Origin of the sequence: Variovorax sp. JS1663 (assembly GCF_002157355.1) — a bacterium.
Classification (GTDB): Bacteria; Pseudomonadota; Gammaproteobacteria; order Burkholderiales; family Burkholderiaceae_C; genus Variovorax.
In genome coordinates this window covers 38,983-61,878 of the sequence record NZ_LYMK01000016.1, presented here as the reverse complement: position 1 = coordinate 61,878, position 22,896 = coordinate 38,983, and the positions used below count along the sequence as shown (strand labels likewise).

Below are 22,896 nucleotides of genomic sequence, written 5' to 3'. Positions count from 1 at the left end.
AGCCCGATGCCATGAAGATCGAAGAACTGTTCAAGCAGGTCAGCACGCCGCTGGGCGCGCCGGCCTTTCCGCGCGGCCCCTATCGCTTCCACAACCGCGAATACCTCAACATCACCTACCGCACCGACGTCGAGGCGCTGCGCAAGGTCGTGCCCGAGCCGCTGGAGATCGACGACCCGCTGGTGCGCTTCGAGGTCATGCGCATGCCCGACACCACCGGGCTGGGCAACTACACCGAATGCGGCCAGGCCATCGTGGTGCGCCTGGGCCAGGAGCGCGGCGAGTACCTGCATGCGATGTACGTGGACAACCACCCGGCCATCGCCAGCGGCCGCGAGGTCAGCGCCTTCCCCAAGAAGCTGGGCGCGCCCAAGCTCTACGTCGACTCGGACACGCTGGTCGGCACGCTCGACTACGGCACGCTTCGCATCGCGGTCGCCACCATGGGCTACAAGCACCAGGCCCTCCCCCTCGAGGAGGCCCGGGCCGAGATCTGCGTGCCCACCTTCATGCTCAAGCTCATGCGCGGCTACGACCGGCAGCTGCGCATCTGCGAGCTGGTGCGCTCGCAGATCCAGGACATCGAGATCAAGACGGCGTACAAGGGGCCGGCACGGCTGCAGCTGTTCGAGCACGTGCTCGCGCCGATGGCCGACTTTCCGGTGCGGGAGATCGTGGCGGCCAGCCACATCCTCGCGGACCTGTCGTTGACGCCACCGTCGGTTGTTCACGATTACCTGGCGAAATGAACCATGAGCCATGACGACACGGTGTTGAAGCGCTACCGCGAGGTGGCGGTGGTGGGGGCCGGCGTGATCGGCGCCTCGTGGGTGGCGGTGTTCCTCGCGCATGGCCTGCGGGTGCGCGTGAGCGATCCCCGCGAGGGGGTGGACGCCGAGGTGCGCGGCTACGTGGCGCAGGCGATGCCCACGCTGGCCCAGCTCGGCGCGCCGCTGGCGCAGGCCGACTTCGGCGAGCGGCTCGTCTTCGAGCCCGATCTGGAACGCGCCGTGGCCGCGGCCGACCTGGTGCAGGAGAACGGCCCCGAGCGCATCGACTTCAAGCGCGGCCTGTGGCGCCGCATCGAGCAGGCCGCGCCGGCCGCAGCCCTGTTCCTCTCCTCCAGCTCGGCCCTGCCGGCCACCGAGCAGGCCAGCGAGATGAGCACCCCGGAGCGCCTGCTGATCGGCCACCCCTTCAACCCGCCGCACATCATCCCGCTGGTGGAAGTGGTGCCGGGTAAAGCGACCTCGGCCAACGCGGTCCAGGCCGCCGTCGAGTTCTACCGCGCGGTAGGCAAGGTGCCCAAGGTGCTGCGCAAGGAGGTCAGCGGCTTCGTCGCCAACCGGCTGCAGTCGGCCATCTTCCGGGAGTGCGTGGCGCTGGTCGCCGCCGGCGTCGTCACCATCGACGAGCTGGACGACATCGTGACCCACTCCGTCGGCCTGCGCTGGGCGGTGGATGGCCCCTTCGCGTCCTTCCACCTCGGCGGCGGCGACGGCGGGCTGCGCAGCTTCGTGCAGCAGTTCGGACCCGGCATGGAAAAGCGCTGGGCCTCCATGCAGCGCGAGGTGCGCTTCGACGAGGCCACGACCCGGCTGCTGTTCGAGCAGGCCGACGCCTCCTACGGCCGCCACACGCGGGCCGAGCTGGAAGGCGCGCGCGACGCGCGGCAGATCGCGATCCTGCAGGCGCTGGCCAGGATCAAGGGCTAAGCCCCATGGACATCACCACCGATGCGATCCGGCACGCACTGGCCGCGCCCGCCGCGCATGCGGACGGCTTCGACCCGCATGCCCATCTGCGCAGCGTGCTCGAAGGCGTGGGGCTCGCGCCCGAGGACAGCGGCGGTGCGATCGAATTCATCGGCCAGGACCCGATCCTGCCCAGCGTGTTCCGCATCGCATCGGCCGCCGGCATCGGGCTGGCGGCCAAGTCGGTGGCGATGGCGGCCCTGTGGCGCCTGCGCGGCGGGCCTGGGCAGGACATCTCGGTCGACCTGCACCGGGCGCCACACCGCCTCTGCCCCTTCTACGACCGACAGTGGGAGAAGCTCAACGGTTACCCGCCTCGCAACACGGCCGATCCCGATTCGCCCTTCACGCTCAAGTTCTATGAAGCGGGCGACGGGCGCTGGGTCATGCCGCTCAACCTGTACCCGCGCCTGAGGTCCTCGGCGCTGCGGCTCCTGGGGTGCAGCGACAGCGAGCAGGCCGTGGCGCAGGCGATCCGTGGATGGAAAGCGCTCGAGCTGGAGGACGCGAGCGCCAGGGCCGGCGTCGTCATGCCCATGCTGCGCTCGGTGGAAGAGTTCATGGAAGAGCCGCAGTACCTCGACGGGCTGCGCCGCCTACCGCTGATCGAGATCGAGCGCATCGGCGACGCGCCGCCCCAACCCTTCGCGCCGAACGCGCGCCAGCCGCTGGACGGCGTGCGCGCGCTGGGCATGGCGCGCGTGATCGCCGGCGCCGGAACCGGGCGCGCGCTCGCCCTGCACGGCGCCGACGTACTGAACATCTGGCGTCCCAGCGACTTCGAGAGCGACCTGCTGTATGCCACGGCCAATGTCGGCGTGCGCTCGGCGCTGCTCGACATCGGCAGCCCGGAGGGCCACGCCCGCATGCAGCAGCTGCTGGCCGGGGCCGACGTGTTCTACGCCAACCGGCGGCGCGGCTTCCTCGACCGCTTCGGGTTGTCGGCCGAACAGGCCGCCGCGGCGCGGCCCGGCATCGTGCACGCGACCGTCAGCCTGCACGGCGAGACCGGCCCCTGGGCCGACCGGCCGGGTTTCGACCAGACGGCCGGCTGCGTGACAGGCGTCATGACGCTGGAAGGCTCGCCCCAGGCACCCAAGCTGCCGACCATCATGGTGGTCAACGACTACCTCGGCGCCTGGCTGCTGACCACGGGCGTGGTGGCCGCCCTCATGCGCCGGGCCCGCGAAGGCGGCAGCTGGCGCGTGCACGTCTCGCTCACGCGGCTGTCGCTGTGGCTCTACACGCTGGGGCTGTTCGACAAGGGTTACGCCCATGCGACGGCGAACAGCACGCCGATGCACGCCTACCTGCCGCCGGAGGTGTTCCAGGCCGAGACGGGACTGGGCGACTACCAGGGCGTGACTGAACAGGTGCGCATGTCGGTCACGCCAGGGTCCTACGACCCCGTGCTGGTGCCGCGGGCATCGTGCCGCCCCGAGTGGAGGCGATTCAGTTGAAGACCCTGCTTGGCCAAAAAGACGTTCGGCCTTGACGTCAAATTTCCGCCTCGTGGCATGCGCCAGCTCTATGCCTGTTGGGTCGCGTGCGCAAGTCAGGAACTGGCGCGTCCGGGCTCATCGGCTGCGGGCTCGGTCAGGCTTCCCCAAACCTTGACCAACTGTTGAATGATCTCGGCGACCACCCTGCATGCAGGCGAAAGCTTCCCCTGTTTCGGGAACGCCAGGGTCACGTGGCGAAAGAGATCAGGCTTTACGAGCTTGCTGGCTTGAAGACGGCCCCGTTGGAGCTCCTCGGCAATCGAATACTGACCCATCATCGAATAGAGGCCCGTCGTATTCGCCACGAGTTCTTTCTGCATCGTCAACGAATCAACTTCGGCGACAGGTATCAGAGTGAATCCCAAGCTCCGAGCTGCTTCGTCAAGCGCATTGCGCCAGTGACTGGGACGGCGAGGCAGCACGAGGCGCAGACCCGACAGGCGCGAGAAGCTGACCGTGGGCTCTTTGGTGAGCTCGTCGCCCGGTGCGGCGATCAGATAGGTATGCGCAACGCTCAGCAGTTTTTCTTCGTGGCCGCTTGGGCGATTGAATCGAAAGAGGATCGCCATGTCGACGGCGCCGCTATCGAGCATCGCGTTGAGTTCAGTGCCCTGAGCCTCGGCGATGTTGAGGCGGATGCCCGGGTGTTCGACCTGTAGGCGTTGAAAAAGTCGCGTCATCAGTGGATGCGCTGCAGACGGGATGACGCCCAGGCGGACCTCGCCAAGCAGTTTGCCCGATTCCTCGCGAAGCTCCTGTGCCAGACGGTCTGTCTCCAACAGCCAGGAACGTAGCCGCACCGCAGCGCGCTCGCCCAGCTCGGTCGGCGCGACACCCCTGCCCGTGCGCCGGAAAAGCGGTCCGCCAAAGGTCGCCTCGAAGTCACTGATCTGGCGGCTGATATGCGACTGCACCGTCTGGCGGCGGGCCGCGACCTTGCTCAGGCTGCCAGCCTCCAGCACCTCCAGGAAGAGCTTGACGGTCGCGACGTTCATAGGGATTACCCGCGTGAGCCATGCCAATAGTGGCAAGTCTGATTGCTCTGAATTCTATCTATGCGGATAGCTCGTGGATTTCTACATTCGCTGTACCCGCTGCGAACTGATCAATTTCGAGCAACCAACGCAGTGATGAATTCAAGGAGACCCATTTGAAACTCGCTAGCTTCATACACGCTGGGCAGGCCACCTACGGAGTGGTCCAGGAAGAGCGCTACCAACTGCCGCCGGCCGACTTCCTCGACCGTTACCCAGACCTGGTGTCGGTGTTGCGGGCAGACGCCTTGCGCGAGCTCGAGCGGGCAGCGGCGGCAAGCGGGAATTCCGTGCAGGCGAGCGCGGTGCGTGCGCTCCCGGTGATTCCCAACCCGCCCAAGCTGATCTGCGTGGGCCTGAACTACAAGACCCACGTCGCCGAGACCAAGCGCGGCGACAGCGAATACCCGTCACTGTTCCTTCGCTTCAACGACACATTGGCGGCGCACGAAGAGGTCGTGCTGCGCCCGGCCTTCTCAGAGCGCTTCGACTGGGAAGGCGAACTGGCCTTCGTGATTGGCAAGGGCGGCCGTCATATCCCAAAGGCTCAGGCCTTCGAGCACATCGCCGGCTATGCCTGCCTGAACGACGTCAGCGTTCGCGACTGGCAGCGCCACACCCACCAGTTCACTCCGGGCAAGAACTTCCCCGGAACTGCCCCGTTTGGCCCTTACCTCGTGACCAGGGATGAGGTGCCGGATGTCACCAAGCTGACGCTGGAAACGCGGGTCAACGGCAACGTAATGCAGCACGCGAGCATCGACGACCTGATCTTCGACATCCCCGTTCTGGTCGAGTACATCTCGCGCTTCACGCCGCTGTCGCCCGGCGACGTGATCGCGACCGGAACGCCCGGTGGCGTCGGTGACCGCCGCGAGCCGCCGCTGTACATGAAGGAAGGCGACGTGGTCGAAGTGGAAATCACCGGTCTCGGCATTCTCCGCAACCGCATCGGAACGGCAGCCTGAGCGCCGCTAAACCATGGCAACAAAATCCACTCCCAATCTGCGCATCGCGGTCGATATCGGCGGCACCTTCACCGACATGGCCGCCTTCGACGAGACCACCGGCAAACTGCTGTTCGGCAAGGCGCTTTCGACGCACGGCCAGCTCGTCAATGGCATCCAGGCCACCCTGGACAGCGCCGACATCGATGTGCGCAACGGTCAGCTGTTCCTGCACGGCTCCACCATCGCCATCAACACGCTGCTGGAGCGCAACGGCGCCAACACCGCGCTGCTGATCACGGAGGGCTTTCGGGACATCTACGAGATCGGCCGCGTGAACCGTCCGGATGCCTACAACCTTTTCTTCAACAAACACCAGCCGTTGGTCAAGCGCTCGCTGCGCTTCGAAGTGGCCGAGCGATTGCGCGCCGACGGCAGCCTGCACAAGCCGCTGGACGAGGGTGCCGTGCGCGAGCTTGCCCGCGAGTTGAAGGGCCATAACATCGAGGCGGTGGCAGTACTGCTCCTGCACTCGTATCGCAATCCGGCGCACGAGCAGCGCGTCAAGCAGATCCTGCAGGAAGAGCTTCCCAACGCCTTCGTTTCTGCTTCGCACGAGCTGTCGCAGGAATACCGCGAGTTCGAGCGCGTTTCCACCGTCGTGGCCAACGCCTACGTCGGGCCCCGTGTCTCCAAATACCTCGGTCAGCTCGAGACACACCTTTCCGACAAGGGCTTCGGCGGCGACTTCTACGTCGTGCAGTCGACCGGCGGCCTGTTTCCGATCGAGCATGCGCGCGTCGGCTGCGTTCGGATGCTGGAGTCCGGCCCCGCGGCCGGCGTGATCGGTGCGCAGGCCATCTGTGCGCAACTCGGCATGGGCGATGCGATCGCCTTCGACATGGGCGGCACGACGGCCAAGGCGGGCGTGATCAGCGAGGGACGGCCGCTCACGACGGGCTCGGCGCTGATCGGCGGTTACGAGCGCGCGCTGCCGATTCAGATACCAATGATGGACATCCACGAGGTCGGCACGGGCGGCGGCTCGATCGCCCGTGTGGAGACGGGCAACGCGCTGCGTGTGGGGCCGCAAAGCGCCGGCTCCATCCCTGGCCCGGTGGCCTATGGCCGCGGCGGCAAGGAGCCAACCGTGACAGACGCCAACCTGGTGCTGGGCCGTCTCGACGCCGACAACTTCCTAGGCGGCGAGCTCAAGCTCGACCTGGAAGGCTGCAAGCGGCAGATGGCCGAGCGCGTGGCCGGCCCGCTGGGCCTGGACCCGACCGAAGCGGCCGACGGCATCCTGCGCATCGCGGTGACGCAGATGTCGCACGCCGTGAAGGCGGTGACCACCGAACGCGGCCTGGACGCCGGCAGCTTCACCATGGTGGTGTACGGCGGCGCTGGCCCTCTGCATGCCTCGGCGATCGCCCGCGAGATCGGCATCCGTAAGGTGTTGATCCCGTACGCGCCGGGCTACTTCTCGGCCTACGGAATGTTGTTCTCCGACCTGCGCTATGACTACGTGCGCTCGGTGTTCCGAAAGCTCAACGACGTCTCCTTCGAGGAGATTGAAGCAGCCTACAAGACGATGGAAGACGAGGGCCGCGCCGCGCTGGCGCAGTCCGGTGTCAAGGCGGACGGCGTCGTGATCGAGCGCGCTGCCGACATGCGCTACGTGGGCCAGGAGCACGCCGTGACCGTGGACCTGCCGATGGCGTTCTTCGAGGGCAAGGACCGTTCGGCGATCAAGCAGCAATTCGACGAACTGCACAAGGTTCGCTACGGCACTTCGGCACCCAAGGAACCGGCCGATCTGGTGAGCCTGCGCGTCACGGTGCTCGGCATCATGAAGAAGCCACCCAAGCACCAAGTGGACGAGGGCTCATCCAAGCCCGAGAAGGCTTCTGTGCGCGCAGTCAAGCCGGTGTACTTCCGCTCCGGCGGCTGGGCCGACACCCCCATATACAAGCGGGACCTGCTGCGCTCGGGCAACGTGATCAGCGGCCCGGCGTTGATCGAGGAGCATGCCTCCACCACCGTGATGCAACCAGGCGACGAGATGCGCGTGGATGAACTCGGCAATCTTCAAATTTCCATCGGGAGCGACCGGTCATGAGCAACCCCCAAACCCAAGCGGCCGTGGTCGACCCGGTCACCGTCGAAATCATCCGCAACGGGCTGTACGCAGTGACCGAGGAGATGAAGACCAACCTGACGCGCACGGCCTACAACCTGATCATCTACGAGGCATTGGACTTCACCGTCGGCCTGTTCACCAAGGAAGGCGACACGGTCTCGATCGGCCTGGGCCTGCCGATGTTCATCCGGGGCATGTCCGAGACGGTCAAGGCGAAGATCAAACACTTCGGCTACGAGAACATCCTGCCCGGCGACATCCTGGTCACGAACGACGCCTACACCACCGGCAGCCACCTGAACCACTTCACGTTCACGATGCCGGTGTTCCACGAAGGCAAACTGGAAGGCTTCACCTGCTGCATGGCGCACTGGCTCGACGTGGGCGGCACGCTCGGCAACGTGACCACCGACATCTTCAGCGAAGGAATTCAGATTCCCATCATGAAGTATCAGCGCGAAGGCGTGGTCAACCAGGACCTGATCGACATCATCGCGATGAACGTGCGGCTGGCCGAGCGCGCCCTGGGCGACTTGCGCGCACAGATCACGGCGATCACCACCGGAGAGCGCCGCTACGTAGAACTTCTACAGCGCTACAGCGCCGATGCGGTGAACGGCTCGATCCGCCAGATCATGGATTCGTCAGAAGCCGTGGCGCGCAAGAACACGTTGTCCATCCCTGATGGCATCTACGAGGCCGAGTCCTTCATGGACGACGACGGGCTGGAGATCGGCAAACGCATCCCGATCCGCGTCAAGGTGACCGTCTCGGGCGACGAGATGACGGTGGACCTGTCGGACGTCAGCAAGCAGGTGCGCGGCTTCTACAACTCCGGCTTCACGACCGGGATAGCTTGCGCTCAGGTTGCCTACAAGTGCCTCACCACGCCGACCGACTACCCCGTCAACGACGGGAGCTTCCGCTCGCTGAAGGTGATCATGCCGATGGGCACGGTCATCAGTGCCGAGCGGCCATACCCGATGCGAGTCTGGATGACCTTCCCGATGACGGTGATCGACACCATCTTCAAGGCGCTGGCTCCAGCCATTCCGGACCGCTCGATCGCGGGTCACCACGCCGACTTGGTGTTTCCCAACATCCATGGCATTTCTCCGGAGGACGGACGCCTCTTCATTGTCGGCATCGGACCGCTGGGCGGAGGTTGGGGGGCCAAGTCGAAGGAAGACGGCGTGTCCGTCACGGTCTGCATCAACGACGGCGACACCCACAACAGCCCAACCGAGCAGCTCGAGGCCAAGTACCCGGTGCTTGTCGAGAAGTACCAGATCCGGCAGGACAGTGCCGGCGCGGGCCAGTACCGCGGCGGGCTGGGCGCGGAGATGGTGGTTCAGGCGCTGTCGCCATTCACTGTCACCACCCGGATTGATCGCGTCCACTGCAAGCCGTGGGGACTCGAAGGTGGCGGAGACGCCATGGGCAACGGCTTGGCCGTGCGTCACAAGGGCGAGTGGAAGACAGACCACCTGAACGCGAAGATCTTCAACGTCCGGCTGGAGCGCGGCGATGCCTACAAGATGCTGTCGGGCGGCGGTGGCGGCTTCGGCGATCCGCTGGAACGCGACATGGATCTGGTCGCAGAGGACGTTCGCGAGGGCTACGTGAGCAGCGACGTTGCACGTCAGGTCTATCGCGTCGCGCTGGACTCCAAGGGTCAGGTTGACCAGGAGGCCACAAGCGCGCTTCGCAAGACGCCGAAGGCCTCGCGCAATGGCGCCTCGCTCGACGTCGCCTGGGACGGGCAGTGAGCCTCGCAATGGCCGACGACGTGTCGCAGCGCGCCTCCAGGCTCTCGCGCCTGTGGAGCGAGCTCGCGATGCGTCATGTTGCACTCGGCTCCAGCTGCGGCTGCGGCGCTGGCGGCGTGAGCCTTCAGCTGGTCGACTTCGAACTGGACATCGTGGACTACCTCGAGGATCAAGGCCTTCGCTCCGGCGTTTCCGAAGTAGAGGACTTCTTCCGGGCCCGCCCGACGTCTGAAGCCACCGGCCTCCCGCTTCAGACCCTCTTGGAAGATCTAGAGCGCAACGAGTTTCCCGCTGCGGCAAGCGAATGGTTGCTGGCAAGGCTGGAGCGAACCTTGAAATCATTCGCTGAGCTTCACGGCGGGCGACAGCAGGGTGAGTCATGACCGGCCATTTCTCCTCGTTGCTGGGAGCTGACCAGCCCGGGCATGCGCGCGTGCCTGTGACGGTGCTCACCGGATTCCTTGGCAGCGGAAAGACGACGCTTCTCAACGAGCTGCTGCGCGAACCCGATCTGCACGGCACCGCAGTCATCGTCAACGAGTTTGGTGAAGTTGGAATCGACCACGACCTTATCGCCAACACGACCGAGGACACCATACTGTTGGCCAACGGCTGCATGTGTTGTGCGGTGCGAGGCGATCTCATCGGGGCACTGGTTCGTCTCGGCGATCGCGGCGCGTCGGATGACCTTGCTCTGCGCCATGTATTGATCGAGACGAGCGGCCTCGCCGACCCCGCGCCCATCCTTCGAACGGTGATGGGAGAGCCCGCCGTCAAAGATCGCTTCACATTGGCCGGCGTGTGTTGCACCGTCGACGCCGTCTTGGCGGCTGGCACGCTCGATCGCTATTCCGAAGCCGTCAAGCAGGCCGCCATGGCTGATCACCTTTTTCTCACGAAAGACGACCTGCTGGGCGAAGCAATTCCCCAGGAGCTGTTGGACCGCTTGAGGAGCTTGAACCCCACAGGCGCTGTGCATCAGGAGCGCGGCGAGTACGTGGCGGTGCTGCGGCAGACGATGCAGACACCTGGCGCTCACGTTCGGTGTTTCTCAGCGGAGAGCGGATCCTTCTACAGGCCGGTGCCAACCACTGGTGACGCGAGTGATCCATCGGTCCACTCGAGCGGAATTACTTCGTTCGTGATCGTTCGCGACGATCCCTTGCCGCGAGACGGCTTCCTTGCCTGGCTCGACATGGTGATCGCAATGCGGGGCGAAGACCTGCTGCGCGTGAAAGGAATCGTCAACCTGCAGGAGCAGCCGGAGCAGCCGCTCGTTTTTCACGGCGTGCAGCACCTGTACCAACCTCCCGAGTCGTTGCCGGCCTGGCCAAGCCCGGACAGACGCACCCGGATCGTGTTCATCACCCGAGGCGTCGACGCAGAGTCGATGGACGAGTCGCTGCGCGTTTTCGAGCGACGAAGACGCCCGAGGCCGCCCACGGCCTCTTCACCGGACACCTCATCCAGATCAACGGAGACTCCATGAAATCATTGAAAGTATTGGTCGCGTGCGCGATGCTCGCGGTCGCACCCGCATGGGCGCAGACCGCCAAATTCCCTGACCGCCTGATCCGCATCGTCGTTCCTTTCGCAGCGGGAGGCGGCGTGGACAACATCGCGCGCCTGCTGGCCAACCAGCTGCACACGCAGCTCGGGGTATCGGTGATTGTGGAAAACCGTGCCGGAGCGAACGGCGCTCTGGGTGGCAAGGCAGTCCAGACCGCTACCGCCGACGGTTATACGCTGCTGTTCTCCGCGGCCACACACGTGCTGGCCAAGGAAGTCGTCGCCACGCCGCCTTACGACCCGCAAACGGATTTCTCCCCGATCGCCCGCGTTGCCGAGGCGCCGCTGATGCTCGTCATCGCGCCCCAGCTTGAGCCTCGGAAGCTCACGGACGTGTTGGCCGCGGCAAAGAAGGAACCGGACAAGTGGACGGCAGCCATTCCCGCTGCGGGTGCGCCAAGTCACCTGGCCACGCTGCTTCTTGCCAAACAGGGCAATGTGAAGCTCACCTATGTGCCTTACAAGGGCACGCAACCTGCGTTGGTGGACGTGGGGGGCGGACACGTTCAGCTCCTGATGGACTCGATGATCTCCGTGCTGCCGCTGGCCAAGGCGGGCCGCGTTCGACCCATCGCAATCACTTCAGCCAAGCGTAGCTCGTTGGCGCCTGACGTTCCGACGGTGCAGGAGAGCGGGCTGCCGGGTTTCGTCTACGGATCGTGGTACGGCGTGTGGGCGCCCAAGGGCACCCCCGCCGATCGGGTTCAGTTGCTCAACACTGCCATCAACGCCGCCATGACTGAGTTAGGCAAGTCCGGCGCGCTGGCAAGCCTTGGCGTCGAGCCTGTAACTCAGGACGTCGAACAGTTCAAACGCTATGTCGCTGGCTTCGTGTCCCAAAGCGCTGAACTCCTTAAGAGTGCAGGCTTCAAGCCAGAGTGACGACAGACGCCATCGCCACGCTTCATTCATCGAGATCAGAACCATGAACAGAACCATCATCGCGGCAGCGAGCATGCTGTCTTGCGTCACCGCGGCCACCGCCCAATCGTCAGTCACGCTCTTCGGCGTCGTCGATGTCGGCGTTAGCCACTACAGCGCCAAGAGCGAGTTCTACAACAACACGGTTGCACTGGTGCCTCCGCTGCCAAGCGTCACCCGAAGCCAGACGGTTTTGTCCAACAGCGGTCAATCGAACAGCCGTTTGGGCTTTCGCGGCACAGAGGATCTTGGCGGAGGACTCGCCGCAAGCTTCTGGCTCGAAGCGGGCACGACGCCCGACAGCGGCGCAACCGGGGTCGCAAGTTTCAATCGACGGTCGACCGTCAGCTTGTCCGGCCCCTTCGGCGAGATCAGGCTGGGCCGCGACTTCACTCCAACCTTCTGGAACGACTCGATTTTCAGCCCATTCAGCACGATCGGAGTCGGCGCCAATGTCGTTTCGACTGTTGGGACGAATCTGCAGACGGCAAGAGGTCCTGGATCCCCCGTTGCCGCTTCCGACAACTACCTTCGCACCAGCAACAGCATCGGCTACTTTCTTCCGCCCAATCTGGGCGGCGTCTATGGACAGCTGCAGTACGCACTGCACGAAAACGTCTCGCAGAGCAATATGGCGGGAAGTCCAAGCCACAGGGGGCGCTTTTTCGGCGGCCGGTTGGGCTACGCTGCCGGGCCTGTCGACGTTGCCTTGGCCTACGGGGAAAGCACGGCAGCCGACACCACCGGCATGAACGCCGCTGGATTTCCCACGGGCGTCAATCTGGACGAGAAAATCAAGACCATCAATCTCGGTGCCTCCTACGATTTGGGTTTCATGAAGCTCTTCGGTGAAGTCTCGCAAGTCACGGATCGGGCATTGTCAACGGCACCAGCGCTGGGATCTCTCACGCTTCGTGATTCAGACAAGTACAAGGGCGGACTTCTGGGCGTCACCGTGCCCGTGGGCCCAGGGCTGATCAAGGCGTCGTACTCGCGCGTCAAGTTCGACAACGACCTGGGCCCGTTGGCCACCCCATTTGCGCCGCGACGAGACGCATCGGCGAACAAGCTTGCCGTCGGGTACGACTACAACCTCTCAAAGCGCACGGCGCTGTACGCCACGGTGGCCCGCATTCGGATCAAGGACGGTCAGAACAATCCGGCGATCATGGGGGCAGTGACGGGTGGCGGTGCGTATTTGTCGACAGGGACAGGAACGTCAGGATTGGCACCGCGCACTTCCACCGGATATGACTTTGGCATCCGGCATGCGTTCTGACGTGACGGGCTGATCGGAAGGCGGGGAACTGAACTTGAGCCTCGCGCCCGTCGAAATCGACACCAGCCCATCGCTTCGATGCCGCCCTCAGGGCCCGAAGCTCGACCGCGCCTGGATCCCCCAGCGCCCGTTCTCGCAGGTCATGACGTAGAGCGACTCGTACACGCCGATCACGCTGTCGTCGGCCCGATAGCGCGTGTACGACAGCGCCACGTGCGCCTTGTCGGTGTTGTACTGGATCACCTCGCGCGATTCCCAGCGGCTGTAGCGCCATCCGTCCTCGGCCTGCAGGCGCGCGAAGAGGTCCATCGGGTTGTCGCCCGGCGCCTGGTAGACCTTGATGGACCGGCCCGCGAAGCGCGTGTGCGGGAAGTGCATGCAGGCATCCATGCCCGCCGCGTCGTGCGCATTCAGCGCCGCCATGAAGTCGTCCAGCACGGCGTTGCACAGCGCCTGGATGGCCTCCCGGCCGGCGGCGCTGTCGATGTCGTTCGCTCGCATGGCGTCAATCGATGGTGATGCCGGCCTGCTGGATCACGGCGCTCCAGGTCTTGTCCTCCGAGGCGAGGAAGCGCGCGTACTCGGCGGGCGAACTCGAGACGAGTTCGAGCCCCTGGTCGGCGAACTGGCGCGCGATCGCCGGACTGTGCGCGAACTCGTCGATCTCCTTGCGCAGGCGCTCGACCACCGCGGGCGGCGTCTTGCCCGGCACGTGGATGCCGTACCAGGCCATGAAGCTGAAGTCGGAAACACCAGCCTCGGCGAAGGTCGGGACACTGGGCAACAGTGCATTGCGCTTGGGCGAGGTGACCGCCAGCGCGCGCAGCTTGCCGGCCTTGATGTGCTGCAGCGAGGTGATCAGACTGTCGAACATGAAGGTCGTCTGCCCGCCCAGCAGGTCGTTCATCGCCGGCGCGGAGCCCTTGTAGGGAATGTGCGTGAACGAGGCGCCGGTGCGCTGCATCAAGAGCGCCGCCTGCAGGTGCGGCGACGAGCCGTTGCCGTAGGTGCCGAAGGTGACTGCCTCCGGCGACTTCTTCGCCACGGCGAGCAGGTCCGCCACCGTCTTGTAGGGGCTCGACGCGTTCACGACGAGCACGTTGGGCCCCTGGGCGATCAGCGACACGGGCGCGAGGTCCGCGTTCGGGTCGTAGGGCAGCTTCTTGAACAGGTGCTTGTTGACCACCGCCTGGCCGATGGCCGCCAGCAGGACGGCGTGCCCATCCGCGGGCGCCTTGGCGACCAGGTCGGTGGCGATCACGCCGCCGCCGCCGGGCCGGTTGTCCACGATCATGGGCTGGCCCATGGCCTGCTGCGCATGGTTGGAGAGGCTGCGCGCGATCACGTCGGTGATGCCGCCCGGCGGGAACGGCACCACCAGCTTGACGGGCTTGCCGGGATAGCCCTGCGCCATGGCGGAAGACGGCATGCCGACGGCAGCGGCGAAGGCGGTGGCCGACAGTGCGGCGAGGATCAGGCGGCGTTGGGATCTCATGGGCTGTCTCTCCAGATGAATCAGGATGCGAGGGAAGGGGAAGAAAGTCCGAAGCGCGAGAGCGCCGTGAGCGCCTCCCGCATTTCCGCCTCGATGCGGCGGACGATGGCGTCGAGCGGCTCGATCCGGTCCGCGAAGGCGACGGCCTGGCCCAGCGACACCGTGCCGGTGCGACTGTCGCCGGTCTCGTACACCCGGCGGCCGAGCTGGCCCGAGACATGGGGGCGCAGGACTTCGAAATCACCGCCGTGCGCGCGCTCCAGCTCGGTCACGAGTTCGGTGGTCTCGTTGCGCAGCGCGCGCACCGTGTTGCGCACGCTCTGCATGATCAAGGCGGTGTCCGTCTCGCGCGAACGCACCAGCGCCTCCTTGTAGTGGCGGTGCGCCCAGACCTCTTCGGCGACCAGGAAGCGCGTGCCGATGGTCACGCCATCGACGCCGAGCGCGAGCGCCGCCATCACCTGCGCGCCCGTGCCGATGCCACCGCCCAGCAGGACGGGAATGTCGAGCGCCTCGCCGGCAAGCGCGCCTTGCACGATGGTGCCGACCAGGTCGACGCCCGGATGCCCGCCGCACTCCGCGCCGACCACCGCCACGGCATCCACGCCGATCGTCTGCGCCTTGAGCGCGTGGCGCACGGAGGGCGCCTTGTGGAGCACCTTGATGCCCGCCCCGTGCAGCAGCGGCAGGTACGGCTCGGGATTGCGCCCCGAGGTCTCGACGAAGCGGACGCCGGCGCGCACGATTTCCTCGAAGGTTTCCTGCACGCGCTCGCCCGGTGCGGGCGCGGGCAGCATCGAGACGTTCACGCCGAAGGGCAGATCGCCCGCCCGGTCCTGGCAGCGCGCGATCTCGTCGCGCAGCCCGGCCAACGTCGCGTGGCTCGCCGCGGTGATGAAGCCCATGACGCCCGCCCGGGCCGCCGCGGCCACGTAGTCGGCATTGGCCAGCCATTGAAGTCCGCCCGCCACGATGGGAAGGCGCGTGCCGAACAGGTCTGTGATCGCGGTGCTGAACTGGGTCTGCATCCTGGGCTCCGAAGGCTGTTTAAAATGGAACTCAAGTTCCGTTTATTCATTGTTCACAGGTCTCGATGACGCTGTCAATGACCCTGTCAGTGCAACCCTTCCGTCGATTCAAGTTCTACGCAGTCCTTGCAATCTGGGGAAAATTGAATAAATAATGGATCAACAGTTCCAAAAAATACAGATGAACACCAAGACTTCCAAGACACTGCCGCCCGCCCCGCCGAGCGACGAGGCGGACAAGGACCAGGTCTCGGCGCTCGCGCGCGGGCTGCAGCTGCTCGACGCCTTCCGGTCGTCCGAGCGCTTCCTGAGCCTGCAGGAGCTGGTGGAGCGCAGCGGCCTGCCCAAGGCGACGGTGTCCCGGCTGGCCTACACGCTGGCGGCCAACGGCTACCTCGAGTACTCCGAGCACAACGGCCAGTTCTATCTGGGCGCGCGCGTCATCTCGCTCGGCTTCTCGGCCCTGGGTGCGCTGCGCGTGCGGCAGGTGGCGCGGCCCTTCATGCGGGAGCTCGCCGACAGCTGCTCGGCCTCGGTGGGCATCGGCTCACGGGACCGCCACACCATGCTCTATATCGAGAACGCGGCCAGCACAGCCAACCAGAACTTCAGGCTCAACATCGGTTCGCGCGTCCCGCTGGCGACCTCCGCCATGGGCCGTGCCTACTACTGCGGCCTGGACGACCGGGAGCGCGAGCAGTTGCTGACGGAGCTGTCGCAACGCGCAGGCGCGGACTTCAAGCAGATCAAGGCCTCGCTGGACGCCGGGCTGAAAACCTATGCCGAGTTCGGCTTCTGCATCTCGGCCGGCGAATGGCAAAGCGACGTGAACGCGGTCGGCGTTCCGTTCCGACCCGCCGACGGAACGGTGGTACTCGGCTTCAATTGCTGCGGCCCCGCCTTCCAGCTGCCCGAACGCGACCTGCGCGAGAAGTGGGGTCCCCGTCTCGTCAACATGGTGCGCAACGTCGAGGCCGCCACCTCGGCTCTGTAGAAGCAAACGCCCGCGCGACAAGGCGACAACCATGACCCGACCTGCATTCCTGCGCATCCACGACGTGCCCGCGTGGTGGGCCGCAGAGACGCCCGATGCCGTCGCCCTGCTGGACGACGGCCGCTCGCTCAGCTACGCGGACCTGCAGCGCGCCATCGACGACGCGAAGGCCGCGCTCGCAGGGCTCGGCGTTTTGCCGGGGCAGCGCGTGCTGCTCGTGGCCGAGAACAGCGCGAGCCTGGTGGCCTTCGTCTTCGCGGCCAGCAGCCTCGGCGCGGCGTCGGTACTGGTCAACGCGCGCCTGTCGGCGCAGGAGATCGACGCCATCGTCGCGCATGCGCAGCCGCAGGCCGAGATCTACATCGACGCCGGCTTCAAGGAAGGCATCGCGCACGCGCTGCGACGCCACGCGATGCCGCTGGACTGCGGCCTGGCGGGCTCCGTGCGTGCGGTGGTGGCCGCGCAGCACTTCGAGCCGCTGCCCGAGGACGTCGCGGCGCTCATCTACACCTCCGGTTCCACCGGCAAGCCCAAGGGGGTGATGCTGACGCACGGCGGGCTGCTTTTCGTGGCCACCACCCTGGTCGCGTATCGGCAGATGTCGGCCGCGGACCGCAGCTACGGCGTGCTGCCCATGTCGCACACGATGGGGCTGACCAGCGTGCTGCTCGGCACGCTCGTCGCAGGCGGCTCCGTGCTGCTGAGCGCGCGCTTCGAGGTCGAGGCACTCGTCGACGCGATCGAGACGCAGGGCCTGACCCTGTTCCAGGGCGTCCAGGCCATGCACACGGCGCTGCTGGCCCATCTCAGGCGCCACGGCCGTGCCTTGCACCGGGGCCGGCTGCGCTACATCTACGCCGGCGGCTCGCCGCTGGACCCCACGCTCAAGGCCGAGATCCAGGCGCTCTTCGGCCTGCCGATGCACAACGGCTACGGCCTCACCGAGAGCTCGCCGACGCTGTGCCACTCGCGCTTCGGCGAGCATCGCCAGGACGCCGCGGTGGGCCCGCCAATTCCCGGCGTCGCGATCCGCATCGTGGACGCTGAAGGCAAGGACGTCGCGCCCGGCGAATCCGGCGAGCTGTGGGCGAGCAGCCCCGGCGTCATGCGCGGCTACTTCCGGGACCCCGAGGCCACGCAGGCCGCGTTGTCCGGGCCCTGGCTGCGCACCGGCGACATCGCGCGCCAGGATGCGGAGGGCAACGTCTTTCTCGTCGGCCGCATCAAGGACATCATCATCCGCTCGGGATTCAACGTGTACCCGGCCGAGGTGGAGGCCGTGCTCAATGCGCATCCGGCGGTCGCGCAGTCGGCCGTGATCGGACGCGAGGTGGCGCGCAACGAGGAAGTGGTCGCCTTCGTGGAGCCCAAGCCCGGCCAGGTGGTCGACGGCGCGTCGCTGCAAGCCTTTCTGAAGGACCGCATCTCGCCGTACAAGAGGCCGTCGCAGATCGTGATCCTCCAGGCGCTGCCGACCATGACCAACGGCAAGGTGGAACGCACGGCACTCAAGACCATGGCGAACGCCATGCCGCGCCGGCCCGAAGCAGTCCCCTCGAGTTGAACAGGCCCTGATTCCAGCCACCGGACTTCGGTCCGGCATTCATTCCCTCTCGCGGCGCCACCTGCGTGTGTTGCGCCCGCTCAACCCATCCTTCAGGAGATTTCCATGCGTCAAGGTTCCTTCAGCATTCCACCGATGGAGCGCGTCTTCTTCGGGCGCCCCTTCGTCGACGTCGTGATGGAAGAAGTCGAGCGCCTCGGCGCGCAGCGCGTCTTCCTGCTGGTGAGCAACACGCTCAACAACAAGACCGGCGAGATCCGCAAGATGCAGGATGCGCTCGGCAGCCGCTTCGCCGCGATCTACGACGACATCCCGGCGCACATCCCGCGTGACGCAGTGCTGCGTGCAACCGCGGTGGCCCGGGCCGCGGATGCGGACCTGATCGTGACGATCGGCGGGGGCTCCATCACCGATGCCGGCAAGAACGTGCAACTGTGTCTCGAGCACGGCATCACCGAGCTGGACCAGTTCGAGCCCTTCCGCCTCAAGACCGATCCGGCCACCGGCGTGGTCGAGGCGCCGGTGTTCCGCGGACCGACCGTACGCCAGATCGCGGTGCCGACGACGCTGTCGGGCGGCGAGTTCCACCAGAGCGGCGGCTCCAACGATCCCGTCAAGAAGCTCAAGCAGAGCATCCGCCATCCGCTGATGATTCCGCGCACCGTCGTCTTCGACCCGGCGCTCACGATGCACACGCCGCTGGGCCTCTGGCTGTCCACCGGCATGCGCGCGGTCGACCACGCCGTCGAGTCCTTCTATTCGCCCTTCGGCAGTCCATTCGTGGATGGCACCGCGCTGCAGGCGCTGCGTGTTCTGCCCGCCGCATTGAAGCGCACCAAGCGTGACCCGCAGGACCTCGAGGCACGCGCCGAGGCGCAGGCCGGCATGTGGCTGTCGCAGATGGGCATGTGGTCGCTGGTGCCGATGGGCGCCAGCCACGGCATCGGCCATGTCCTCGCCGGCTCCTTCCATGTGCCCCACGGCCACTGCACCTGCGTCACGCTGCCCGCGGTGCTGCGCTTCAACAAGCCCGTGACCGAGGCCAAGCAGAAGCTGCTGAGCGAGGCGCTCGGCGATGCGCGGCGCGAGACGGCCGACCTGGTGGCCGAGCTCATCGACGAACTGGAGATGCCCAACCGGCTGCACAAGGTCGGCGTGCAGCGCGCCGATTTCGCGCTGGTGGCCAGGAATGCGCTGCTGGACCGCTGGACCCACAGCAATCCACGCAAGTTCAAGAGCGAGCAGGAGATCGTGGACCTGCTCGAGACCGCCGCCTGAACAGAGGAACCCGCGTGTCGCACTACGAGACCCTCCGCCTGGACATCGAGGACGGGCTCGCCACCCTGACGATGTCGCGCCCGCAGACGCTGAACGCCCTCACCCAGCAATCGCTGGGCGAGCTGCGCTCGGCCCTCAAGGCGGTGATCGCGTCGCCGGCCCGCTGCCTGGTGCTGACCGGCGAAGGCCGCGCGTTCGGCAGCGGCTCGGACCTCGCCGCACCGCGGACCGGCCTCACGCCGAACGACCCTGACGAGTTCCTGCGCGACTGGTTCGCGCCGCCCTTCCGCTTGCTGGCCGAGCTGGAGATTCCGACGATCGCAGCGGTCAACGGCCCTTGCGTGGGCGCCAGCATGAGCCTCGCCCTCACCTGCGACATCGTGATCGCATCGCAGTCCGCGTACTTCCTGCAGCCTTTCGTCAACATCGGGCTGGTGCCGGATCTCGGATCGAGCTGGCTGCTTCCGCAGGCACTGGGTCGCGCGCGGGCGACCGGGCTGATGCTGCTGGGCGAGAAGCTCCCCGCGGACGATGCGGCGGCCTGGGGCCTCGTCTGGAAGACGGTGCCGGACAGCGAGCTGCACGCGACGGTCCAGGCGACGGCGCGCAAGCTCGTCGACGGGCCGAGCCACAGCCCCGGGATGATCAAGAAGCTGATCGCGCAATCGCTGCGCAACGGCCTGGAAGAGCAGATGCGGGCCGAGATCGCGCTGCAGCGCATCGCGCTGCGCAGCGCCGACCACCTGGAAGCCAAGGCGGCGTTCAAGGAGAAGCGCCAGCCTCGGTTCAGCCGCTAGCCGGCATCAGGCCTCGAACAGGTAGGACTGCACGGTCGCCCCGATGCGCCGGACGATCTCGGGCCGCTTGAGCGCGACCACCGGCGGCAGCTTCAGCACATAGCGGCACAGGGCCAGGCCCAGGACCTGGCTGGCGATCAGGCCGGCGCGCGCGGCCGCGCCCGCGCGTGAGTCGCCGCTCAGGCGCGCGATCAGGGGCGCCATCTGCGCCGAGAACAGCACCTGCATGCGCTCGGCCGCGGCCTCGTTGGTCGACGCGGTGCGCAGCAGCGCCATCAGCGTCTCGTCACCCTCCCATCGATCCAGGAAGTGCGACATCAGCGCGGGGCCCAGCCCGTCGCGCGGCACGCCTGCCAGGTCCGGCAGCCGGAGATCGAAATCGGCGGCCGCGGCGAACAGCCCTTCCTTGTTGCCGAAGTAGCGCATCACCATGGAAGGGTCGATCCCGGCCGCATTCGCGACGGCGCGGATGGTGGTGGCCTGGTAGCCGGAAGCCGCGAACTGGGCGCGGGCGGCCGCGAGGATGGCGGCCTTGGTGGCATCGGAGCGCCGGGCCGGCGCGGCAGTCTGATCAGTCATGCCAACAAGTATAGGCCAACGCTTGTTGACAAATCTCGGGGATGCCTTTAAATTTGCCAACACTTGTTGACCAACATCTGTTGACCTACCCGCCAGGAGTGAACCATGTCCCACCCGTCCGCATCCCCGTCTTCCTCGCCCGCCGCCTTCGACACCGACGTCCTGATCGTCGGCGCGGGCCCCGCCGGCCTCACGCTCGCCACCGCGCTCGCCGCCCGCGGCGTGAAGCTCATGCTGATCGACCGGCAGGCCGAGGGCGCCAACACCTCGCGCGCCGCCGTGGTTCATGCCCGCACGCTGGAAGCGCTCGAACCGCTGCAGGTCGCCGGGCGGCTGGTCGAGCGCGGCGTGCAGGCGCAGCGCTTCACGATCCGCGACCGGGACCGCGTGCTGGTGCCGATCGGCTTCGACCACCTGCCGACACGCTATCCCTACACGCTGATGGTGTCGCAGGCGGTCACCGAGAGCGTGCTGCTCGAGCGCCTGCGCGAGCTGGGCGGCCAGGTGCTGCGCCCTTGCGTGGTGACCGAAGTGCGACAGGACGAAACCGGTGCCACCGCCACGCTCGACGACGGCCGCCGGCTGCGCGCGCGCTACGTGGTCGGCGCCGACGGCATGCACAGCACGGTGCGCGAACACGCGGGCATCGGCTTCACGGGCGGAAGCTACGGAGAGTCGTTCCTGCTGGCCGACGTGCGCCTGACCGGCGGCGTGCCGCGCGATGAGGTGATCCTGTACTTCTCGCCCGCCGGCATGGTCGTGGTGGCGCCGCTGCCGGGCGGTGCGCACCGGATCGTCGCGACCGTGGCCGACGCGCCGGAGCAGCCCGGCATCGGCTATGTGCAGGCCTTGTTGGACGCGCGCGGCCCGGCAGGCGAAAGGGCCGTGGTCCACGACGTGCTGTGGGGCTCGCGATTCAGGGTTCACCACCGGCTGGCGGATGCCTACCGCGCCGGGCGCATCTTGCTGGCTGGCGACGCCGCGCACGTGCACAGCCCGGCCGGCGGCCAGGGCATGAACGTCGGCATCCTCGACGCGATCGCCCTGGCCGACGCGCTGGGTGAAGCGCTGGCCGGCAACGAAGCCGCGCTCGATGCCTACGGGACCGAGCGGCGCCCCGTGGCGCGTCAGGTGATCGCGCTGGCCGATCGCCTCACGCGCATGGCGACGGCGCGCCCCGGGCTGCGGGCGGCGCGCAACCTCCTGTTGCGCACGCTGTCGCGGCTGCCGATGGTCCGCCACGAACTCGCGTGGCGCCTCTCGGGCCTGGTCTACCGGTAAGGCCCGCCCGGCATTTCAATCGACCGCCCGCTTGAAGCCCTGCGGGCCGGTCGCGAACACCTCCTGCATCGCCCGCGGCAGGAGGTCGCGCAGCCAGCGCGATGCCGCATCGTCATGGAAGCGCTCGTGCCAGAACTGCTCGATCAGCAGCTTGGGCAGCCGGATGGGCAGCGGATGAACGCGCACCGCCGCCACGGGGAGCATCAGCTCCGCCAGGGGGCGCGGGATGGTGGCGATCAAGTCGCTGGACGCCACGATGGTCGGCAAGGCCAGGAAATGCGGCACACGCGCGCCGATCGCATCGAGCAGGCCCATGCGCTGGAGCGCGGCTTCGACGGCATGGTGGCCTGTGCCTTGCGCCTGCGCCACGGCGTGGCGCTCCCCGGTGAAGTCTTGCAGCTTCATGCGTCCCCGGATGCGCGGATGCGAGGCGCTGGCGACGCACACGTAGTCGCTGCGGAAGAAGGGCTTGTGCAGCAGGCTGGCCCGCAGCGCGGGGCTGAAGCCGATGGCCGCATCCGCCGCGCCGTCGCGCAATGCGCTCACGATGGATTCCGTCGGCAGCTGGATGGCCCGGAAGGCCACCGCGGGCGCCTCACGCCGGCACAGGCCGAGGATGCGCGGGAGGATGATCGCCTCCGCGATGTCCGTCATCACGATCGTGAATTCGCGCCGGCTCGACGAGGGGTCGAACTCGCCGCGGATGTCGAGGCCCTGCTCCAGCAGCGCCAGTGCCTGGCTGATGCGGCGCGCGATGGTCTCGGCCAGGGGCGTGGGCATAACGCCACCGGGACAGCGCACGAAGATGCGGTCGCCGAAATGCGTGCGCAGCTCGCGCAAGGCATGGCTCACGGTGGGCTGCGACACACCGAGCGCCTCGGCCGCGCGCGAGACGTTGCGGCATTCCCAGATCGCGCGGAAGACGCGAAGGCGGTTGAGGTCGAGCGGCTGTTTATTCATTTTTT

The 22,896-nt window shown here is 66.7% G+C and carries 21 protein-coding genes; 15 read left to right on the top strand and 6 right to left on the bottom strand.

What is annotated here, in order from left to right; genetic code table 11:
* Positions 1 to 11: 11 nt before the first annotated feature.
* The 3 genes from A8M77_RS15335 to A8M77_RS15325 are packed head-to-tail and all read left to right on the top strand — an operon-like array spanning position 12 to position 3,214.
* A complete protein-coding gene (locus A8M77_RS15335) occupies positions 12 to 749 on the top strand; it encodes an acetoacetate decarboxylase (protein ID WP_086922370.1) in 738 nt (245 codons plus the stop codon).
* A gap of 3 nt (positions 750 to 752) precedes the next feature.
* A complete protein-coding gene (locus A8M77_RS15330; protein ID WP_086922369.1) occupies positions 753 to 1,715 on the top strand; it encodes a 3-hydroxyacyl-CoA dehydrogenase NAD-binding domain-containing protein in 963 nt (320 codons plus the stop codon).
* Between the two features lie 5 nt (positions 1,716 to 1,720).
* Positions 1,721 to 3,214, top strand: coding sequence for a CoA transferase (locus A8M77_RS15325; RefSeq protein ID WP_086922368.1), 1,494 nt, complete (start codon positions 1,721 to 1,723; stop codon positions 3,212 to 3,214).
* Between the two features lie 95 nt (positions 3,215 to 3,309).
* Here the strand turns inward: A8M77_RS15325 and A8M77_RS15320 are convergent, their stop codons facing one another.
* The gene (locus A8M77_RS15320) at positions 3,310 to 4,251 is read right to left on the bottom strand and encodes a LysR family transcriptional regulator (protein ID WP_086922367.1); all 942 of its coding nucleotides are present in this window, start codon (positions 4,249 to 4,251) and stop codon (positions 3,310 to 3,312) included.
* Between the two features lie 155 nt (positions 4,252 to 4,406).
* Between A8M77_RS15320 and A8M77_RS15315 the strand changes: the two genes are divergently transcribed.
* From A8M77_RS15315 to A8M77_RS15285, 7 genes are read left to right on the top strand one after another with little or no spacing between them, the layout of a single operon-like run.
* Positions 4,407 to 5,258, top strand: coding sequence for a fumarylacetoacetate hydrolase family protein (locus tag A8M77_RS15315; RefSeq protein WP_086922366.1), 852 nt, complete (start codon positions 4,407 to 4,409; stop codon positions 5,256 to 5,258).
* Positions 5,259 to 5,271: 13 nt separating this feature from the next.
* The gene (locus A8M77_RS15310) at positions 5,272 to 7,356 is read left to right on the top strand and encodes a hydantoinase/oxoprolinase family protein (RefSeq protein ID WP_086922365.1); all 2,085 of its coding nucleotides are present in this window, start codon (positions 5,272 to 5,274) and stop codon (positions 7,354 to 7,356) included.
* The gene (locus A8M77_RS15305) at positions 7,353 to 9,146 is read left to right on the top strand and encodes a hydantoinase B/oxoprolinase family protein (RefSeq protein ID WP_086922364.1); all 1,794 of its coding nucleotides are present in this window, start codon (positions 7,353 to 7,355) and stop codon (positions 9,144 to 9,146) included. Before A8M77_RS15310 ends, A8M77_RS15305 begins: the two co-directional genes overlap by 4 nt.
* 8 nt (positions 9,147 to 9,154) lie before the next feature.
* Complete coding sequence (locus A8M77_RS15300; protein WP_086922363.1) at positions 9,155 to 9,529, top strand: hypothetical protein; 375 nt, start codon at positions 9,155 to 9,157, stop codon at positions 9,527 to 9,529.
* Complete coding sequence (locus tag A8M77_RS15295) at positions 9,526 to 10,635, top strand: CobW family GTP-binding protein (RefSeq protein WP_086922362.1); 1,110 nt, start codon at positions 9,526 to 9,528, stop codon at positions 10,633 to 10,635. Before A8M77_RS15300 ends, A8M77_RS15295 begins: the two co-directional genes overlap by 4 nt.
* Positions 10,632 to 11,597: a Bug family tripartite tricarboxylate transporter substrate binding protein gene (locus tag A8M77_RS15290; RefSeq protein WP_143694616.1), complete on the top strand. Its 966-nt coding sequence runs from the start codon at positions 10,632 to 10,634 to the stop codon at positions 11,595 to 11,597. The genes A8M77_RS15295 and A8M77_RS15290 overlap by 4 nt, the downstream gene beginning before the upstream one ends.
* Positions 11,598 to 11,640: 43 nt before the next feature.
* The gene (locus tag A8M77_RS15285) at positions 11,641 to 12,915 is read left to right on the top strand and encodes a porin (RefSeq protein ID WP_086922361.1); all 1,275 of its coding nucleotides are present in this window, start codon (positions 11,641 to 11,643) and stop codon (positions 12,913 to 12,915) included.
* A gap of 87 nt (positions 12,916 to 13,002) precedes the next feature.
* Here the strand turns inward: A8M77_RS15285 and A8M77_RS15280 are convergent, their stop codons facing one another.
* Genes A8M77_RS15280 through A8M77_RS15270 form a run of 3 tightly spaced genes read right to left on the bottom strand, consistent with a single transcriptional unit; the run spans position 13,003 to position 15,438 of the window.
* Positions 13,003 to 13,416 carry a hypothetical protein gene (locus A8M77_RS15280; RefSeq protein ID WP_086922360.1) on the bottom strand — a complete coding sequence of 138 codons (414 nt, stop codon included), beginning with the start codon at positions 13,414 to 13,416 and terminating at the stop codon, positions 13,003 to 13,005.
* Between the two features lie 4 nt (positions 13,417 to 13,420).
* Complete coding sequence (locus tag A8M77_RS15275; RefSeq protein WP_086922359.1) at positions 13,421 to 14,410, bottom strand: Bug family tripartite tricarboxylate transporter substrate binding protein; 990 nt, start codon at positions 14,408 to 14,410, stop codon at positions 13,421 to 13,423.
* Between the two features lie 20 nt (positions 14,411 to 14,430).
* Positions 14,431 to 15,438: an NAD(P)H-dependent flavin oxidoreductase gene (locus A8M77_RS15270; protein ID WP_086922358.1), complete on the bottom strand. Its 1,008-nt coding sequence runs from the start codon at positions 15,436 to 15,438 to the stop codon at positions 14,431 to 14,433.
* 181 nt (positions 15,439 to 15,619) lie between these two features.
* Between A8M77_RS15270 and A8M77_RS15265 the strand changes: the two genes are divergently transcribed.
* The 4 genes from A8M77_RS15265 (at position 15,620) to A8M77_RS15250 (ending at position 20,071) form a co-directional block, all read left to right on the top strand.
* Entirely contained in the window at positions 15,620 to 16,432 is an 813-nt protein-coding gene (locus tag A8M77_RS15265) for an IclR family transcriptional regulator (protein WP_086922357.1), read from the top strand.
* Between the two features lie 31 nt (positions 16,433 to 16,463).
* Positions 16,464 to 17,996, top strand: a complete 1,533-nt coding sequence (locus A8M77_RS15260; RefSeq protein WP_086922356.1) for a class I adenylate-forming enzyme family protein — start codon at positions 16,464 to 16,466, stop codon at positions 17,994 to 17,996.
* A 105-nt stretch (positions 17,997 to 18,101) separates the two neighbouring features.
* The gene (locus A8M77_RS15255) at positions 18,102 to 19,274 is read left to right on the top strand and encodes an iron-containing alcohol dehydrogenase (protein ID WP_086922355.1); all 1,173 of its coding nucleotides are present in this window, start codon (positions 18,102 to 18,104) and stop codon (positions 19,272 to 19,274) included.
* Positions 19,275 to 19,288: 14 nt separating this feature from the next.
* Positions 19,289 to 20,071: an enoyl-CoA hydratase-related protein gene (locus A8M77_RS15250; protein ID WP_202820628.1), complete on the top strand. Its 783-nt coding sequence runs from the start codon at positions 19,289 to 19,291 to the stop codon at positions 20,069 to 20,071.
* Positions 20,072 to 20,077: 6 nt separating this feature from the next.
* Here A8M77_RS15250 and A8M77_RS15245 read toward each other — a convergent pair whose 3' ends face one another.
* Positions 20,078 to 20,650 carry a TetR/AcrR family transcriptional regulator gene (locus A8M77_RS15245; protein WP_086922354.1) on the bottom strand — a complete coding sequence of 191 codons (573 nt, stop codon included), beginning with the start codon at positions 20,648 to 20,650 and terminating at the stop codon, positions 20,078 to 20,080.
* A gap of 105 nt (positions 20,651 to 20,755) precedes the next feature.
* Here A8M77_RS15245 and A8M77_RS15240 point away from each other — a divergent pair, with 105 nt between their 5' ends.
* Positions 20,756 to 21,931 carry an FAD-dependent oxidoreductase gene (locus A8M77_RS15240; protein WP_086922353.1) on the top strand — a complete coding sequence of 392 codons (1,176 nt, stop codon included), beginning with the start codon at positions 20,756 to 20,758 and terminating at the stop codon, positions 21,929 to 21,931.
* Positions 21,932 to 21,946: 15 nt separating this feature from the next.
* Here A8M77_RS15240 and A8M77_RS15235 read toward each other — a convergent pair whose 3' ends face one another.
* Entirely contained in the window at positions 21,947 to 22,891 is a 945-nt protein-coding gene (locus A8M77_RS15235) for a LysR family transcriptional regulator (RefSeq protein ID WP_158100935.1), read from the bottom strand.
* Positions 22,892 to 22,896 lie beyond the last annotated feature (5 nt).

What these genes read in the sequence shown, in the direction of transcription:
- A8M77_RS15335 (WP_086922370.1), top strand. Translation starts at nt 12, where the DNA reads ATGAAGATCGAAGAACTGTTCAAGCAGGTCAGCACGCCGCTGGGCGCG.
- A8M77_RS15330 (WP_086922369.1), top strand. Translation starts at nt 753, where the DNA reads ATGAGCCATGACGACACGGTGTTGAAGCGCTACCGCGAGGTGGCGGTG.
- A8M77_RS15325 (WP_086922368.1), top strand. Translation starts at nt 1,721, where the DNA reads ATGGACATCACCACCGATGCGATCCGGCACGCACTGGCCGCGCCCGCC.
- A8M77_RS15320 (WP_086922367.1), bottom strand. Translation starts at nt 4,251, where the DNA reads ATGAACGTCGCGACCGTCAAGCTCTTCCTGGAGGTGCTGGAGGCTGGC.
- A8M77_RS15310 (WP_086922365.1), top strand. Translation starts at nt 5,272, where the DNA reads ATGGCAACAAAATCCACTCCCAATCTGCGCATCGCGGTCGATATCGGC.
- A8M77_RS15305 (WP_086922364.1), top strand. Translation starts at nt 7,353, where the DNA reads ATGAGCAACCCCCAAACCCAAGCGGCCGTGGTCGACCCGGTCACCGTC.
- A8M77_RS15300 (WP_086922363.1), top strand. Translation starts at nt 9,155, where the DNA reads ATGGCCGACGACGTGTCGCAGCGCGCCTCCAGGCTCTCGCGCCTGTGG.
- A8M77_RS15295 (WP_086922362.1), top strand. Translation starts at nt 9,526, where the DNA reads ATGACCGGCCATTTCTCCTCGTTGCTGGGAGCTGACCAGCCCGGGCAT.
- A8M77_RS15290 (WP_143694616.1), top strand. Translation starts at nt 10,632, where the DNA reads ATGAAATCATTGAAAGTATTGGTCGCGTGCGCGATGCTCGCGGTCGCA.
- A8M77_RS15285 (WP_086922361.1), top strand. Translation starts at nt 11,641, where the DNA reads ATGAACAGAACCATCATCGCGGCAGCGAGCATGCTGTCTTGCGTCACC.
- A8M77_RS15280 (WP_086922360.1), bottom strand. Translation starts at nt 13,416, where the DNA reads ATGCGAGCGAACGACATCGACAGCGCCGCCGGCCGGGAGGCCATCCAG.
- A8M77_RS15275 (WP_086922359.1), bottom strand. Translation starts at nt 14,410, where the DNA reads ATGAGATCCCAACGCCGCCTGATCCTCGCCGCACTGTCGGCCACCGCC.
- A8M77_RS15270 (WP_086922358.1), bottom strand. Translation starts at nt 15,438, where the DNA reads ATGCAGACCCAGTTCAGCACCGCGATCACAGACCTGTTCGGCACGCGC.
- A8M77_RS15265 (WP_086922357.1), top strand. Translation starts at nt 15,620, where the DNA reads ATGAACACCAAGACTTCCAAGACACTGCCGCCCGCCCCGCCGAGCGAC.
- A8M77_RS15260 (WP_086922356.1), top strand. Translation starts at nt 16,464, where the DNA reads ATGACCCGACCTGCATTCCTGCGCATCCACGACGTGCCCGCGTGGTGG.
- A8M77_RS15255 (WP_086922355.1), top strand. Translation starts at nt 18,102, where the DNA reads ATGCGTCAAGGTTCCTTCAGCATTCCACCGATGGAGCGCGTCTTCTTC.
- A8M77_RS15245 (WP_086922354.1), bottom strand. Translation starts at nt 20,650, where the DNA reads ATGACTGATCAGACTGCCGCGCCGGCCCGGCGCTCCGATGCCACCAAG.
- A8M77_RS15240 (WP_086922353.1), top strand. Translation starts at nt 20,756, where the DNA reads ATGTCCCACCCGTCCGCATCCCCGTCTTCCTCGCCCGCCGCCTTCGAC.
- A8M77_RS15235 (WP_158100935.1), bottom strand. Translation starts at nt 22,891, where the DNA reads ATGAATAAACAGCCGCTCGACCTCAACCGCCTTCGCGTCTTCCGCGCG.